The organism is Haemophilus aegyptius (genome assembly GCF_900475885.1).
GTDB lineage: Bacteria > Pseudomonadota > Gammaproteobacteria > Enterobacterales > Pasteurellaceae > Haemophilus > Haemophilus influenzae.
Map to the genome: position 1 here is coordinate 1,494,989 of NZ_LS483429.1, position 15,197 is coordinate 1,510,185.

14 protein-coding genes are annotated in these 15,197 nt (G+C 32.9%); 8 read left to right on the forward strand and 6 right to left on the reverse strand.

Annotated elements, in window-relative coordinates; genetic code table 11:
- Positions 1 to 40: 40 nt before the first annotated feature.
- The 4 genes from DQN49_RS07825 to sbcB all read left to right on the forward strand — a co-directional run bounded on the left by DQN49_RS07825 (position 41) and on the right by sbcB (position 4,509).
- Positions 41 to 1,033 carry a DNA cytosine methyltransferase gene (locus tag DQN49_RS07825; RefSeq protein WP_013527695.1) on the forward strand — a complete coding sequence of 331 codons (993 nt, stop codon included), beginning with the start codon at positions 41 to 43 and terminating at the stop codon, positions 1,031 to 1,033.
- Positions 1,034 to 1,035: 2 nt separating this feature from the next.
- A complete protein-coding gene (locus DQN49_RS07830; protein WP_006996034.1) occupies positions 1,036 to 1,992 on the forward strand; it encodes a HaeIII family restriction endonuclease in 957 nt (318 codons plus the stop codon).
- Positions 1,993 to 2,199: 207 nt separating this feature from the next.
- Positions 2,200 to 3,075, forward strand: coding sequence for a hypothetical protein (locus DQN49_RS07835; RefSeq protein ID WP_006996033.1), 876 nt, complete (start codon positions 2,200 to 2,202; stop codon positions 3,073 to 3,075).
- A gap of 12 nt (positions 3,076 to 3,087) precedes the next feature.
- The gene (gene sbcB, locus DQN49_RS07840) at positions 3,088 to 4,509 is read left to right on the forward strand and encodes an exodeoxyribonuclease I (RefSeq protein WP_005656746.1); all 1,422 of its coding nucleotides are present in this window, start codon (positions 3,088 to 3,090) and stop codon (positions 4,507 to 4,509) included.
- Between the two features lie 711 nt (positions 4,510 to 5,220).
- On the opposite strand, the gene phoR is transcribed toward sbcB, so the two are convergent.
- The 6 genes from phoR to pstS all read right to left on the reverse strand — a co-directional run bounded on the left by phoR (position 5,221) and on the right by pstS (position 10,956).
- Positions 5,221 to 6,498, reverse strand: coding sequence for a phosphate regulon sensor histidine kinase PhoR (phoR, locus tag DQN49_RS07845; RefSeq protein ID WP_006996032.1), 1,278 nt, complete (start codon positions 6,496 to 6,498; stop codon positions 5,221 to 5,223).
- Entirely contained in the window at positions 6,495 to 7,190 is a 696-nt protein-coding gene (gene phoB / locus DQN49_RS07850; protein ID WP_006996031.1) for a phosphate regulon transcriptional regulator PhoB, read from the reverse strand. The genes phoR and phoB overlap by 4 nt, the downstream gene beginning before the upstream one ends.
- 96 nt (positions 7,191 to 7,286) lie before the next feature.
- Positions 7,287 to 8,054, reverse strand: coding sequence for a phosphate ABC transporter ATP-binding protein PstB (gene pstB / locus DQN49_RS07855; RefSeq protein WP_005650603.1), 768 nt, complete (start codon positions 8,052 to 8,054; stop codon positions 7,287 to 7,289).
- 9 nt (positions 8,055 to 8,063) lie between these two features.
- A complete protein-coding gene (gene pstA / locus DQN49_RS07860) occupies positions 8,064 to 8,912 on the reverse strand; it encodes a phosphate ABC transporter permease PstA (RefSeq protein WP_005650601.1) in 849 nt (282 codons plus the stop codon).
- A 1-nt stretch (position 8,913) separates the two neighbouring features.
- The gene (pstC, locus tag DQN49_RS07865) at positions 8,914 to 9,861 is read right to left on the reverse strand and encodes a phosphate ABC transporter permease subunit PstC (protein ID WP_006996030.1); all 948 of its coding nucleotides are present in this window, start codon (positions 9,859 to 9,861) and stop codon (positions 8,914 to 8,916) included.
- A gap of 93 nt (positions 9,862 to 9,954) precedes the next feature.
- Positions 9,955 to 10,956 (reverse strand): phosphate ABC transporter substrate-binding protein PstS, encoded by a 1,002-nt coding sequence (gene pstS, locus DQN49_RS07870; RefSeq protein WP_081457583.1) that lies wholly within the window; start codon positions 10,954 to 10,956, stop codon positions 9,955 to 9,957.
- 517 nt (positions 10,957 to 11,473) lie between these two features.
- Between pstS and ftnA (DQN49_RS07875) the strand changes: the two genes are divergently transcribed.
- From ftnA (DQN49_RS07875) to trpE, 4 genes are all read left to right on the forward strand, one after another.
- The gene (gene ftnA / locus DQN49_RS07875; protein WP_005650594.1) at positions 11,474 to 11,962 is read left to right on the forward strand and encodes a non-heme ferritin; all 489 of its coding nucleotides are present in this window, start codon (positions 11,474 to 11,476) and stop codon (positions 11,960 to 11,962) included.
- Positions 11,963 to 11,977: 15 nt separating this feature from the next.
- Complete coding sequence (gene ftnA / locus DQN49_RS07880; RefSeq protein ID WP_006996027.1) at positions 11,978 to 12,475, forward strand: non-heme ferritin; 498 nt, start codon at positions 11,978 to 11,980, stop codon at positions 12,473 to 12,475.
- 293 nt (positions 12,476 to 12,768) lie between these two features.
- On the forward strand, positions 12,769 to 13,533 hold the full coding sequence (locus tag DQN49_RS07885) for a glycosyltransferase family 2 protein (protein WP_032826322.1): 765 nt from the start codon (positions 12,769 to 12,771) through the stop codon (positions 13,531 to 13,533).
- Positions 13,534 to 13,637: 104 nt separating this feature from the next.
- Positions 13,638 to 15,188 (forward strand): anthranilate synthase component I, encoded by a 1,551-nt coding sequence (trpE, locus tag DQN49_RS07890; protein ID WP_006996025.1) that lies wholly within the window; start codon positions 13,638 to 13,640, stop codon positions 15,186 to 15,188.
- The last annotated feature ends 9 nt before the right edge of the window (positions 15,189 to 15,197 follow it).

The window sequence follows — 15,197 nt, forward strand, 5'->3', positions numbered from 1 at the left end:
GACCGCACTTATAGAAATCAATTTTGTTTTAGAAATTTTTATGAATTTAATTAGTCTTTTTTCAGGTGCAGGGGGATTAGATCTTGGCTTCCAAAAAGCAGGATTTCGTATTATTTGCGCAAATGAATATGATAAATCAATATGGAAAACATATGAAAGTAATCATTCAGCTAAATTAATCAAAGGCGATATATCTAAAATTTCTTCAGATGAATTTCCTAAGTGTGATGGAATTATTGGGGGACCGCCTTGTCAATCTTGGAGTGAGGGGGGATCTCTTAGAGGAATTGATGATCCTAGGGGCAAATTGTTTTATGAATATATTCGGATTTTAAAACAAAAAAAACCAATATTCTTTCTTGCCGAAAATGTCAAAGGAATGATGGCTCAGCGTCATAATAAGGCTGTTCAAGAATTTATCCAAGAATTTGATAATGCTGGATATGATGTCCATATTATTTTGCTTAATGCGAATGATTATGGTGTAGCTCAAGATAGAAAACGTGTTTTTTATATTGGTTTTAGAAAAGAGTTAAATATTAATTATCTTCCACCCATTCCACATTTGATAAAGCCAACATTTAAGGATGTTATTTGGGACTTAAAAGATAATCCAATTCCAGCTTTAGATAAAAATAAAACAAATGGTAATAAATGTATTTATCCTAATCACGAATATTTTATAGGATCATATTCAACAATTTTTATGAGTAGAAATCGTGTTAGACAATGGAATGAACCAGCATTCACAGTTCAAGCATCTGGACGACAATGTCAATTACACCCCCAAGCTCCTGTAATGTTAAAAGTTAGTAAAAATTTAAATAAATTTGTTGAAGGAAAAGAACATTTATATCGCAGACTAACTGTTAGAGAATGCGCAAGAGTGCAAGGATTTCCAGATGATTTTATTTTTCATTACGAAAGTTTGAATGATGGTTATAAAATGATCGGTAACGCTGTGCCTGTAAATTTAGCATATGAAATAGCTAAGACAATAAAATCTGCATTGGAAATTTGTAAAGGTAATTAAATATGTCAAATAAAAGTAATGATAATGGCAGAGCATATGAGTTTGCATTTATAAATGAATTAGGACGCATTGCAACTCAAAATCAGAATATAAATATCGAAAAGAATTCTAGCTATTACGTAGTTGAGAAATCTTGGAGTACATTATCGGATCTTGAAAAAGAAAAATATACAAAAAGTGCAATTGCTGGTATCAATCTTATAACAAGCTTAGAGCCAATAATAGAAGATGGTAATGGTGTATTAAACTTAAAAATACAAGCTGATAATAAAGGTGAATTAGGCGATATTAGAGATATTTTAATTCAAAGAGAAAATATTAATTGGGAAATTGGTTTAAGTTTAAAACATAATCATTTTGCTGTGAAACATAGTCGTTTATCACATAAAATTGATTTTTCAGAAAAATGGTTCCAATTACCTTCTTCTCAAAATTATTGGGATAATATACTCCCTATTTTTGAGAAATTAGAAATTTATAAAAAAGATAAAATAAAATGGAGAGAGTTATCTAATAAAGAAGATTGCATTTATTATCCCATACTTAAATCATTTATAGCAGAAATTAAAGAAAAGTATGATAAATATAATTCTATTGTTCCACAGAGAATGGTTGAATATTTACTTGGATATTTTGATTTCTATAAAATCATAAGTCAAGATAATAAGAAACTAACATCTATTCAATCATTTAATTTACGTGGAACACTAAATAAACCCTCTAAAAAACGAAAGGCAGACATTTTTATACCTGTAGCTAATTTACCAACTAGAATCATTGATATAGATTTTAAGCCAAATAGTAAAAACACGGTTGAATTATATTTAGATAAAGGATGGCAATTTAGTTTTAGAATACATAATGCTTCTACTATTATTGAACCGAGCTTGAAATTTGATATAAAACTTATTGGTGTTCCTGCCACAATAATTTGTTTAGAGACCCCTTGGGAAGAATGATATGTAAAAATGGAAAGGGAATTAACTTACCAGTAAGAAATAATAATGAAAATTTTCACGTAAAAAAATCTGTTGTCGAATTTTAAACAGTAAAAATGTATCTAATACTGGTCACTGGGGAAATGGAGATTATGAAATTGCTGTTGAAAGTACCCAATATCTTGAATTCGTTATGAGTTTAATTAAACAAGCCATTAAGGATTAAAAATGCACAATCTTATTTTTGCCATTCTTTGCAGCGTAGCAGTTTCAGTTTTGCTTAAAATTGCCCGCAAAAAAAATATCATTATTGAACAAGCTATCGCATTCAACTACATCACGGCTATCACTTTCAGTTATTTCTTACTTAAACCTGATTTTAAAGGCTTAGAGTTTACTGATTACATTGCACAAAGCGAAAATTCACCCATTTTTTTAGCACTGGGTTTATTGCTACCTAGCGTATTTATTATTATGTCAAAAGCAGTGGAGTTTGCTGGAATTATACGTTCAGATGCAGCGCAACGTCTTTCGTTATTTCTTCCCATTTTAGCAGCGTTTTTAATTTTTCATGAAACACTAAGCCAATCTAAAATCATTGGCGTTGTATTAGCCTTTATTGGTTTATTTTGTTTATTAACTAAGCCAACTCAAGGGAAAAGTGCGGTGAATTTTAAAGGTGTTTTAGGATTAATCGGCGTCTGGTTTGGTTACGGCATCATTGATATTTTATTCAAGCAAGTGGCGAAAAGCGGCGGCGCATTTCCTGCAACATTATTTATTTCCTTCTCGCTGGCAGCTTGCGTTATGTTTATCTATTTATTCTTAAAACGTGCACAATGGACATCATCAAGTGTAATTGGCGGTATCGTTTTAGGTGTATTGAATTTCTTTAATATTTTATTCTACATAAAAGCCCATCAAAGTTTTGCTGGAAATCCAACGCTTGTTTTCGCTGGAATGAACATTGGCGTGATTTGTTTAGGCACGATAACTGGTGCATTAGTTTTTAAAGAAAGAATTAGCAAGCTAAATTGGCTAGGCATTATTTTCAGTTTATCAGCTATTTTTTGCCTATATTATTTAGATAAAATTATTGCGTAAAAGAGAGTAGTCATGGCAAAAGATTTCAGCTTTTTTATTTACGATTATGAAAGTTTTGGTGTAAATCCAGCAACAGATCGTCCTGCGCAATTTGCGGGTATTCGTACAGATGCTGATTTTAATATCATTGGCGAACCAATAATGTTTTATTGTAAACAAACCAACGATTATTTACCAGCTCCTGAAGCCGTAATGGTCACAGGAATTACGCCTCAAGAATGTAATGAAAAGGGGCTTTCAGAGCCTGAATTCGCCGCAAATATCTTAGCAGAATTTTCCCAACCCAATACTTGTGTCATGGGTTATAACAATATTCGCTATGATGATGAAATGACGCGTTATACGTTTTATCGTAATTTTATTGATCCTTATGAATACAGCTGGAAAAATGGGAATTCACGCTGGGATTTGTTAGATTTAGTGCGAGCCTGTTATGCCTTGCGTCCAGAAGGAATTAATTGGGCTTATGACGATGATGGAATGCCAAGTTTCCGCTTAGAAAAACTCACTAAAGCAAATGGTATTGAGCATGAAAATGCTCACGATGCCATGGCGGATGTATATGCAACTATTGCTATGGCGAAATTAATTAAAGAAAAACAGCCTAAATTATTCCAATATTTCTTTGAAAATCGCGGTAAAAAAGAAATCGAAAAATTAGTTGATACAGGCGCAATGACACCTTTAGTGCATGTTTCTGGAATGCTAGGGAATTATCGTGGAAATTGCACTTGGGTTGCACCTTTAGCTTGGCATCCGACAAATCAAAATGCACTCATTGTTTGTGATTTAACTGGCGATATCGATAATTTATTAGCCAAAAGTGCGGATGAATTACGGACAGATTTATATACCAAAAAATCTAAATTAGAAGAAAGAGGAGTTTCATCTGTTCCGTTAAAGCTTGTGCATATCAATAAATGTCCTATTTTAGCACCAGCTAAAACTTTGTTACCAGAAACAGCAAATCGATTGGGTATTGATCGACAATTATGCTTGGATAATCTTGCAAAATTACGAGCATCTTTTGATATTCGTGAAAAAGTGGCGGATATTTTTAATGAAGAACGTCAATTTGCATCGAATGATAATGTAGAAACTGAGTTATACAATGGCTTTTTTAGCAATGCTGATAAAAATAATATGGCTATTTTACGTAGTTTACCTGCAGAAAAATTATCTGAACATGGTTTAGCTTTTGAAGATAAACGTATCCTTGAATTATTATTCCATTATCGCGCTCGTCATTTTTATAAAACCCTCACACGCGCTGAACAAATTAAATGGAAAAAATACCGACAGAATAAACTTGAAAAAAGTGCGGTAGAGTTTGAATCAAGTTTACAACGTTTAGCTGAGGAACATTCAGATAATTCTGAAAAACTATCTTTGCTACAACAAGTATATGAATATGGTATAAAATTACTAGGTTAGTCGATACGTTGTCACATTTTGTCAAAAAGCACGTTTTAATAAAAACGTGCTTTTTTTTTGTTGTTTTTCAGGGAAGAAAATATCCAAGAAATTCTCCAGATTTTACGTAGCGTAATCACATAGATTTAAGCTTATTTCACTTTACATTTTCTTTACATTTAAATTCATCCGTTCAATAACTCTATAAAATGACGCGTTACAACGTGTTATCTAGCCTTATTTTGTCTTGTTTTGCTAGTGCCTGTGACTTGTGTATAACTCTGTGATTTATTTAGTCCGTAGTTTTTGCTAACCCGATAACTAATTTCGCATAATGTATATTATGTTAAATTATAAAAATGCAAAGTAACTTTTTAATTATAGGTTATAAAGAGATTATTTCTCCTCTCTTAATTAGTTATACTTAATTAAATAAGATGAACGAATAAATTAATTTAGAGCCATACTATGACGTTTATTTACAGTGTTCGATTCATGGGTGTGAAAGTACTGCAGCATTTAAAGATTTATGCTTGATTGATAAAGATTTATGCGTGATTGATAAAGATTTAGGTGATTTAGCAACTGCTACATAATCTAAATAATATAAGTTTAGATGGGTGAAAAACTACCACGCTGTGTTTTTTATGTATCTAAGCTCTCCACTAGCCCACCATTTTCGATTTTCTGATGTGTTACTACCGTGTCAGCTAATACTTGCAACGTGTATTATCATTGAATTTCTTTATTATTTTTTGATATGACAAAGCGTTTAGGTATGATAAACGAAAAACTACTACCCTTCGTTTCAGTACTTTCAATATTTAAATGAGAATGATATTGTAATAAAGTATGCTTCACAATAGCCAGTCCTAAACCACTTCCACCAGTTAAATGGCTACGAGATTCATCAACTCTATAAAAACGTTCTGTTAAATGTGGAATATGCTGTGGTGATATGCCAACACCATTATCTATCACGTTAAATTTAATACCCTGTTCACAAGTTTCCCATTTAATTTGAATATGACACTGTTTACCAGAATGCTTAATAGCATTATAAATTAAATTTGAAACGGCACTTCTTAGTTGAGATTCATTTCCAAAAATAATGATATTAGGCTGAATAATAAATTCAATGTGATGATTATAAGTATTTAATATATCTGTATCTTTTCTTAAAGAATTTATCATGGCTGACATATCAAATGTACGAAAATCCTTATCTGAAGTTGTTTCTATTTTTGCTAAAAAATTAAATTGTTGTAATAGATGTTCCATTCGTTGGCTTTGCTCTTGCATTGCAAAAATAGCCTTTTTTTGTAGAGGGTTCTGAATATTATTATCTGCAAGAATTTCTAAGTAACCTTGTAATACGGTTAATGGAGTACGTAGCTCGTGATTAATATTACTCAAGAATTTTTGGCGTGAATTAAGTAAATGAATCATATCTGTAATATCTCGAGCGATAACTAAAATCATATGAGAATTATAAGCGTGCGACTGCACCTCAATATAACGTTGATTATAAGTTAATAGTACTAACGGTCGTCTTTTTTTTTGACTGAAAAAATAATGTTTAAATTGTTCATAAAAAATAACATCAAAAATATTTTTCTGGACTTTTTTATTCCAACAAAAATCAAACATCTGTTGCGCAATTGAATTACACCAAGAAATACTACCATTATGCTGACAGATAATAATTGCATCTGGTAAATACTTAATATTTTTATTTATTTGAGATAACAAACGTAAACTTGCACATTTTTCTTTGTAAATTTGATGACGATGGTAGGCTTCAGTTTGAGAGAATGTTCCTAATTGTAATAAAGAGAATTTATTATCTTGCTTTAAATTGAGATATTTGAGTAAACGATATTCATTAATATGATGCCAAGCTAAAATTAATAAAAGTATTATTGCAAACCAAAGAATAAAATCAGAAGTAAATAAGGAAATAATGATTGCCAAATTTATTTCAACAATAAAATTCAATATTTTTTTCATTGTTTATCTCGTAAATAACTAGAAAATCGATAACCAGATCCTCGAACTGTTTGGATGTAATGTTCACATTGAAAAGGGGCTAAATTACGGCGTAAACGGCGAATATAGCTATCAACAGTGCGATATTCAACTTCTAGATCATTATGCCAAATACGATTTAACAATTGTTCTCTAGAATAAACTTTTTCAGGGTGCCTCATAAAAAAATGTAACAATTTAAATTCTGTACTACTTAAATTAATTTCCTGCTGTTGGAAAAACACTCTCTGAGCATTTTCATCAATGGAAAGTTCATCGATTTGTATAAATTGACTTTGTTGTTCATAAATTCTCCTCCATACTGCCTCAATGCGAGCTAATAAAATTTGAGGTGAAAAGGGTTTAGTGATGTAGTCATCAGCCCCTGCATTTAAACAGGCAATACAATCTTCTTCTGTACTTTTAGCTGTGAGCATAATAATGGGAATCGCAGCATAGCTTTCTTGCTTTTTAATATACTGTATAAATTGTATACCTGAACGACCAGGTAGCATCCAATCCAATAATATTAGTTTAGGATTTTCTTTTATCTTGTTTATCGCTGTTTTGAAATCGCTCGCTTCAATCACATCATAGTATTTTTGAGATAAAAACAGTGTGATCATTTCACGGATTGCACATTCATCTTCAACTATCAGAATTTTTCTCGTCATAATACTCCTTCATTTGATTTATGGCATAAAAGTGAAGTGAGAAATAATACATTCTCACCAAACTTTTACTTTTTAATAAGAGAGAGCTCAAAATAACTACCCCATTTTACCACGAATATAATCTTCTGTACGTTGTATCTTGGGTCTATCAAAAATTTGTTGTGTTTGACCAAATTCAACTAATTCACCCAAATACATAAATGCCGTATAGTCGGAGCAACGTGTAGCTTGTTGCATATTATGAGTTACTATAACCACAGTATAATCTTGTTTTAACTCCGTAATGAGTTCTTCAATTTTCATAGTCGAAATAGGATCTAATGCCGAACAAGGTTCATCTAACAACAACACACTAGGTTTAATAGCAATCCCTCGAGCAATGCACAAGCGTTGCTGTTGTCCGCCAGATAAACTATCTCCGCTTTTATGTAATTTATCTTTCACTTCATTCCAAAGAGCGGCCTTAGTCAATGCCCATTCTACTCGTTCATTCATCTTTTCTTTTGATAATTTTTCAAACAAACGAACACCGAATGCAATATTATCATAAATCGACATTGGAAATGGCGTTGGTTTTTGGAAAACCATACCAACCTTAGCACGAATCAGAGAAATATCCATCTTTGTTGTGAGTAAATTTTCACCGTCTAAATTAATTTCACCAGTAGCTTTTTGATTTGGATATAGTTCAAACATCCGATTAAAACTCCGCAATAAAGTAGATTTACCGCAACCTGAAGGACCAATAAAGGCGGTCACTTTATTCTTAGCGATACGTAAATTAATGTTTTTTAATGCATGAAAATCCTCATAGTAGAAATTTAGATTTTGCACAGCTATTTTGGTTTCTTGTAGACTAATCATATTGCCTCATTATTTTTTATGTTGAAAGAAGAGTCGAGTGAAAATGTTTAAGCAAAGCACAAATAATGTTATTAGAGCTGCACCTGCCCAAGCTAGATTATTCCAATCTGTAAAAGGACTTGCTGCATATTGATAAATAACTACAGGTAAATTTGCGATAGGTTCATTCATATTCCAAGATAGAAATTGATTAGACAGAGCGGTAAATAATAGCGGTGCAGTTTCTCCTGAAATTCGGGCAACTGCTAATAGCACGCCAGTTAAAATCCCTGATTTAGCTGCTCGATAACAAATCATCATAATAACTTGCCATTGAGAGCAACCAAGAGCTGCCGCTGCTTCACGTAAATTATTTGGTACAAGTAATAACATATTGTCCGTAGTGCGTACCACGATAGGAATAAGCAATAAAGCTAATGCGAATGCTCCAGCCCACCCTGAAAAATGCTCGATTTTTGATACATATAAGCTGTAAACAAACAAACCAATAATAATAGAAGGGGCAGAAAGAAGAATATCATTAAGAAAACGGGTAATTTGTGCGAAACGGCTATAACGACCATATTCTGCCAAATACGTTCCTGCCAATACCCCTATAGGCGTGCCTATCAATGTACCCGCACCGACAATAAAAAACGAACCAATCAGTGCATTTAACAATCCCCCTTTTTCATTAGGGGCAGGGGTAGATTGTGTGAATAAATCAATTGATAAAGCTGGAATGCCTTTGGTAATTAGAGTGAATAATATCCAACACAACCAAAATAAGCCGATAATGACTGAAATATAGGAAAGCCCTAACATTAATTTATTGTGTGTTTTACGCCAATAAAAACGCAAGTTTTGATTAGTTTTCATCTTATTTCCCTTTTGTTTGTTGCATTTTTGTAATCATTAATCTTGATAAAATCAATACCATAGTTGTGATAACAAAGAGAAGTAATCCTAATTCCATCAATGCAGATTTTTGTAATCCACCTGCTTCATTAAATTCGTTAGCAATAGCAGATGCGATTGAGGTAGAAGGTGAAAATAAGGAATTAGGCAATTGAAACGAATTACCTATAATAAAAGTGATAGCCATTGTTTCGCCCAATGCTCTTCCCAATCCTAGCATCACACTCCCAACAAGCCCTATTCTAGTGTGTGGTACAATCACTTGTCGAACCACTTCCCAAGTGGTTGCACCTAATCCATAAGCACCTTCTTTTAACATTGGTGGTACTATACTAAAGACATCCCGCATTACGGATGCAATAAAAGGAATGATCATTATGGCAAGCACTAATCCTGCCGTAAATAAACCAACACCAAAAGGTACGCCAGAAAAAAATAATTCTAATCCAGGTAAATTCCCCAAATTGTCAATTAGTACTGGCTGAATATGCTCTTGAAATAATGGAACGAAAACAAACAACCCCCACATTCCGTAAATAATAGAAGGAATTGCAGCTAGCATTTCAATTGCAATGCTTATAGGACGTTTTAGCCAATTGGGAGCTAGCTCCGTTAAAAAAATAGCAATACCAAATGAAATGGGTACTGCGATAAATAATGCGATACCCGCCGTAATAAGCGTACCTAAAATAGGAATAATTGCCCCATATTGTTCTTGTACAGGATCCCAATATGTTTCTAATAGAAAATTCCCACCAAAACGTTTAATACTTTCCCAGCTTCCTATGACTAAAGAAATTAAAATAGCAGCAAGTAAAATAAACACAAGCAAAGCAAACAATGCCGTAGTCTGTTTGAATAATGATTCAATCCATGTTTGATTAAAATATTTCCGACTTTTTGTGAGCATAAGTATTTTCCAAAATTATTTAAGATAACCGCACTTTATTAATGTTAAATGCTAGGTTTTGTATAAAGTGCGGTATAAAATAAAGAGATTTTATTATTTTAGCTCTGTTTTCCATTGACTTTTAATGGTAGATACCACATCAGCTGGAATTGGTACATAATCTAATTCAGTTGCCGCATCTTGCCCTCTTGAGAATGCCCAATCAAAAAAGGCTAATACATTTTTAGTTGTTTCAGGATTGTCAGAATATTTATTTAATAAAATAAAACTCGCTGCCGTAATTGGCCAAGATTTTTCCCCCGTTTCATTGGTTAATATAACACCCATTCCCGCCTTTTCGTGCCATTTTGCGTGACTTGCAGCTGCCATGAAACTTTCATTAGAAGGCTGTACAAATTGCCCTGCTTGATTTTGTAATGAAATCCAAGCAAGCTGATTTTGTTTGGCATAGGCATACTCTACATAACCAATGCTGTATTTCATTTGGCGAACATAAGAAGCAACTCCCTCATTCCCCTTTCCACCTTGACCTGTTAACCACTTCACTGATTTACCTTCACCAACTTGATTTTTCCAATCGTTCGAAACTTTAGATAGATAATTAGTGAAGCCAAATGTTGTTCCAGAGCCGTCTGAACGATGAATCACAATAATGTTTTTATTTGGTAAAGGAAGCGTTGGATTTAATGCAACTAAGTCAGGATCGTTCCATTTTTTAATCTTACCAAGGAAGATTTCTGCTAACAGCTTACCTGATAACTTTAATTTACCAGGTTTAATTTCAGGCAAATTAACAACAGGCACTATACCACCGATAACCGCAGGGAATTGGACTAGTTGGTGTTGTTGTAATAATTCGGATTTCATTGGATCGTCAGAGGCACCAAAATCAACCGTTTTTGCAATAATTTGCTGTTGTCCGCCGCCCGAACCGATGGATTGATAATTAACTTTATTCCCAGTTTCTTTCTCATATAAAGATGCCCACTTCGCATAAATTGGATAAGGGAAAGACGCTCCAGCACCAGTGATGCTATTAGCTTGAGCAAAAGGTAACGTACCTAAGGTTAAAACGATAATAAGATTTTTTTTCATTTTATGCATAAACATAACAAATTCTCCTTGAGTGTTATTTAGATTGCGTAGCGAAGTGTAGAAAATAATTGTGACAGTTTGATGACAATATGAAAAATTTTAAATGGATAATCAAAAGAAAGTAGTTATAAGAAAAGTACAGGTAAATTTGACCGTGTTTTTCTAGCAGAATGATATTACATTTGTCAATTAATTGATAACGATCTTTAGGTTTAATAAAAGTTGGTAAGTTTTCATGTTTACTCGATAATCTAAATTTTCATCCAAATCTAAGGAGGAAAATAAAGACATATCTAATACTAATTTAAAATTTGTTAGTTTTATTATGACAACGTCACATTTAATTTATAGAATTATGTAAATGATAATAATTGTTTTTTATTTTTCTTTTTAAAATTAATTAGTTATATCAAAATTTTTGATAAAAAAACTTGCAATTATCATTTGTGAATCTAAAATGATTGCCGCAAATTACGCTTTATTGCATTTTGTCAATCAAAATGGAAAGGAATTAGTTATGCTTAATCAAATAATCATAAACAAGCTGAACGACCAAATTAACTTAGAGTTCTACTCTTCTAATGTTTATTTACAAATGAGTGCATGGTGTTCAAAACACGGTTACGAGGGGGCTGCTACCTTCTTACTTCGTCATGCTGATGAAGAATTAGAACATATGCAAAAACTGTTTAATTATGTAAGTGAAACTAGTGGTATGCCTATTTTAGGAAAAATTGATGCACCTAAACATGATTATTCTTCATTAAGAGAAGTTTTTGAAATAACTTTAGAACATGAAAAATTAGTCACGTCAAAAATCAATGAATTAGTTGAAGTTACTTTTGAAAGCAAAGACTACTCTACTTTTAACTTCCTGCAGTGGTATGTAGCAGAACAGCATGAAGAAGAAAAATTATTTAGTGGAATTATTGATAGATTTAATCTTGTTGGCGAAGATGGTAAAGGATTATTCTTTATTGATCGTGAACTCGCAACCTTGGAATAGATAGGAGAAAATAGTATGTTATCAGAAAATGTAGTAAAACTATTAAACGACCAAATGAATTTAGAGTTTTATTCTTCTAATTTATATTTACAAATGAGTGCTTGGTGCGATCAGCAAGGCTTTGAAGGCACTGCAAAATTCTTATCAGTTCATGCTGCTGAAGAAATGCAACATATGCGTAAATTATTTACTTATTTAAATGAAACTGGCTCACTTGCTGTAATTTCTGCAATTGAAGCACCTGCACATGAATATAAATCATTAAAAGAAGTAATTGAAACTACCTATGAGCATGAAAAATTAATTACCAGTAAAATCAATGAATTAGTAGGTAAAACCTTTGAAGAAAAAGACTACTCTGCATTTAATTTCTTACAATGGTATGTGGAAGAACAACATGAAGAAGAAAAATTATTTAGTAGTATTTTAGATAAATTAAATTTTCTTGGAGAAGATGGCAAAGGCTTGTTCCTAATCGATAAGGATTTAGGTAATCTCTCTACTGAAGCCTAATTATAGATTATCAAATCTGGCAGATCTTTTATTTAAAATAATGTGTCTGCCAGATTATTTTATTCCAAATTTTCCAAAAATATTTTCTATTGCATAATTACATCTCGTAATCTTATTTCTAATCTTATCAAAACATATTGCTTGCCTTATATTAAGTATATTTTGAGTTAATCAAGGTATTATAAAAATGAAAAGGATCTATACTGATGAATCAATCAATCAATCAATCAATCAATCAAAATAATAAAACCGTTGCGGTAGTGACTTCAACAATTGGTCGTCCAGAATTATCTTTGGCTATTAAAAGCGTACAAAATCAAACTTATCCATGTAAGCATTATGTATTTGTTGATGGCAATATTTTCTGGGATAAAGCCAAATCTATATTGGAACAATTTCCTGATGTAATTCCTATTTATTTGCCAATGAATACAGGAAAAAACGGAATACTTAACGGTGCAATTAACGCAGCAGCAGCTTTTCTTGTTGAAGAAGATATTATTTGTTATTTAGATGATGACAATCAGCTACGAGATGATCACGTGGAAAGCTTAGTAAAGGTGATTGAACAAGGTGCTGATTTTGCTTATTCCTTGCGATCTTTTTACGATTCAAATCATCAATTTATTTGCAATGATGATTTTGACTCTCTCGGAAATTGGAATACAAAAAGCGATATTTTCGTAGATGTTAAAATAGAAGATATTCAACAACAACTCCATTTTACTTTTAATGAAGTTAATGGACATATTGATACTAATTGTTACGCCGTACCTCGTGAGATCGCACAAAAAACTTCATATAGTTGGAACACACCATTAATTGGTGATCGCAGCTTTTTATCTGCCTTAAAAAGTTTGGGGTTAATAGGTCAAACTTCAGGAAAATATACCGTTAAATATAGGGCAGATTTCAATAAACTAATTGCTGTTCGTCGTGTTTTTCCTCAATTATCCTTGTCAGATGAAGATAACAATAATATTTCTGCAAAAATATTAGAAGTGATAAATGAGCAAAATATAGAATATTATGAAGGTCGCCCTTGGGCAAAAGAATAAAAGTAAACATTTTTCATCAAAAAACATAAAAAATGTTAATTCAGGCTTGACTTATCTCTATCGTACTTTTTTAATAGTGCAAAAGTTTCCAAAAGGATATCAATATGCAAACTCAAGCCTTTATTGCGGTGACAGCTCAACCCATTCCCTATTATGCTGACACCACCGCTATTTTTAATACACTTTGCCAACCTAATTCAAATTCTCTTCTACTCGACTCTGCCGAAATCGGAAGTAAAAATAGTTTACAAAGTCTTATTTTAGTTAATGCTGCAGTTAAGATAACTTGTTTAGGTCACAACGTCACATTTAAAGCTTTAAATAAGAATGGAAAACAAGTTTTAAAAGAAATTCATCCAAAATTAACCGCACTTGGAAAAATAAGTGCGGTCAATTTTGAAGAGGAATTTTCTGTACAATTTTCACCACTTGATAATCAACTCGATGAAGATAGTAAATTACAGTCTGCAACTATTTTTGATGGATTACGTGTTGTTTCTACTCTTTATCAACATAGCCAAACGCCTATTTTCTTAGGTGGATTATTTGCTTACGATCTCGTCGCAAATTTCATTCCAATGGATGGCATTACATTAAAAAATGATGGTATCAACTGCCCTGATTACAGTTTCTATCTTGCCGAACACTTAATAACTATCGACCATCAAAATCAACAAGCAACACTCAAAAGTTTCTGTTTTGCTCAAGAAGAACAAGTCAATATTGCGAAAACCTCACTTTCTATCGCACAAAAACTAAAAAATATTGATCACGTTCTTTCTATCAAAGCGGTAAGTGATGAAGTTAAAACAAACTTTGACGATCCTGAATTTACTGGCATAGTGAAAGCCTTAAAACACCATATTAATATTGGAGATGTTTTCCAAATTGTGCCTTCTCGCCGTTTCTCCCTTGCTTGCCCGAATACATTAGCCAGTTACGCTCAACTCAAACAAAATAATCCAAGCCCTTATATGTTCTATATGAACGATGAAGACTTTATTTTGTTTGGTGCATCGCCAGAAAGTGCGCTGAAATACGCGCCAGAAAATCGTCAGCTAGAAATTTACCCTATCGCAGGTTCACGCCCTCGTGGTTTTGATGCTCACGGCAACATTGATCCTGAATTGGATGCGCGTTTAGAACTAGAACTTCGCCTTGATCACAAAGAACAAGCGGAACATTTAATGTTGGTTGATTTAGCACGTAACGACATTGCTCGAGTTTGCCAAAGCGGTACCCGTAAAGTGGCTGAGTTAATGCAGGTGGATCGCTATTCTCACATCATGCATTTGGTCTCTCGCGTAGTGGGTAAATTACGCCCTGAGTTAGATGCGCTTCACGCCTATCAAGCCTGTATGAATATGGGCACATTAACTGGTGCGCCAAAAATCAAAGCAATGCAACTTATTTATCAATTTGAGCAGCAAAAACGCCATAGTTACGGTGGTGCGGTGGGTTATCTCACGTCCGATGGACATTTTGATACCTGTATCGTAATTCGTTCTGCTTTTGTACAAAATGGAATAGCCCATGTACAAGCAGGTTGCGGTGAAGTATTGGATTCTGATCCACAAATGGAAGCTGATGAAACACGCCACAAAGCCGCGGCTGTCTTAAAAGCAATTCGTCAAGTTAATACACAAGCAAAATAAGGAAGAATT

What these genes read in the sequence shown, in the direction of transcription:
- DQN49_RS07835 (WP_006996033.1), top strand. Translation starts at nt 2,200, where the DNA reads ATGCACAATCTTATTTTTGCCATTCTTTGCAGCGTAGCAGTTTCAGTT.
- pstB (WP_005650603.1), bottom strand. Translation starts at nt 8,054, where the DNA reads ATGATTAGTCTACAAGAAACCAAAATAGCTGTGCAAAATCTAAATTTC.
- pstC (WP_006996030.1), bottom strand. Translation starts at nt 9,861, where the DNA reads ATGCTCACAAAAAGTCGGAAATATTTTAATCAAACATGGATTGAATCA.
- DQN49_RS07825 (WP_013527695.1), top strand. Translation starts at nt 41, where the DNA reads ATGAATTTAATTAGTCTTTTTTCAGGTGCAGGGGGATTAGATCTTGGC.
- pstA (WP_005650601.1), bottom strand. Translation starts at nt 8,912, where the DNA reads ATGAAAACTAATCAAAACTTGCGTTTTTATTGGCGTAAAACACACAAT.
- sbcB (WP_005656746.1), top strand. Translation starts at nt 3,088, where the DNA reads ATGGCAAAAGATTTCAGCTTTTTTATTTACGATTATGAAAGTTTTGGT.
- trpE (WP_006996025.1), top strand. Translation starts at nt 13,638, where the DNA reads ATGCAAACTCAAGCCTTTATTGCGGTGACAGCTCAACCCATTCCCTAT.
- pstS (WP_081457583.1), bottom strand. Translation starts at nt 10,956, where the DNA reads ATGAAAAAAAATCTTATTATCGTTTTAACCTTAGGTACGTTACCTTTT.
- ftnA (WP_006996027.1), top strand. Translation starts at nt 11,978, where the DNA reads ATGTTATCAGAAAATGTAGTAAAACTATTAAACGACCAAATGAATTTA.
- phoB (WP_006996031.1), bottom strand. Translation starts at nt 7,190, where the DNA reads ATGACGAGAAAAATTCTGATAGTTGAAGATGAATGTGCAATCCGTGAA.
- ftnA (WP_005650594.1), top strand. Translation starts at nt 11,474, where the DNA reads ATGCTTAATCAAATAATCATAAACAAGCTGAACGACCAAATTAACTTA.
- DQN49_RS07830 (WP_006996034.1), top strand. Translation starts at nt 1,036, where the DNA reads ATGTCAAATAAAAGTAATGATAATGGCAGAGCATATGAGTTTGCATTT.
- phoR (WP_006996032.1), bottom strand. Translation starts at nt 6,498, where the DNA reads ATGAAAAAAATATTGAATTTTATTGTTGAAATAAATTTGGCAATCATT.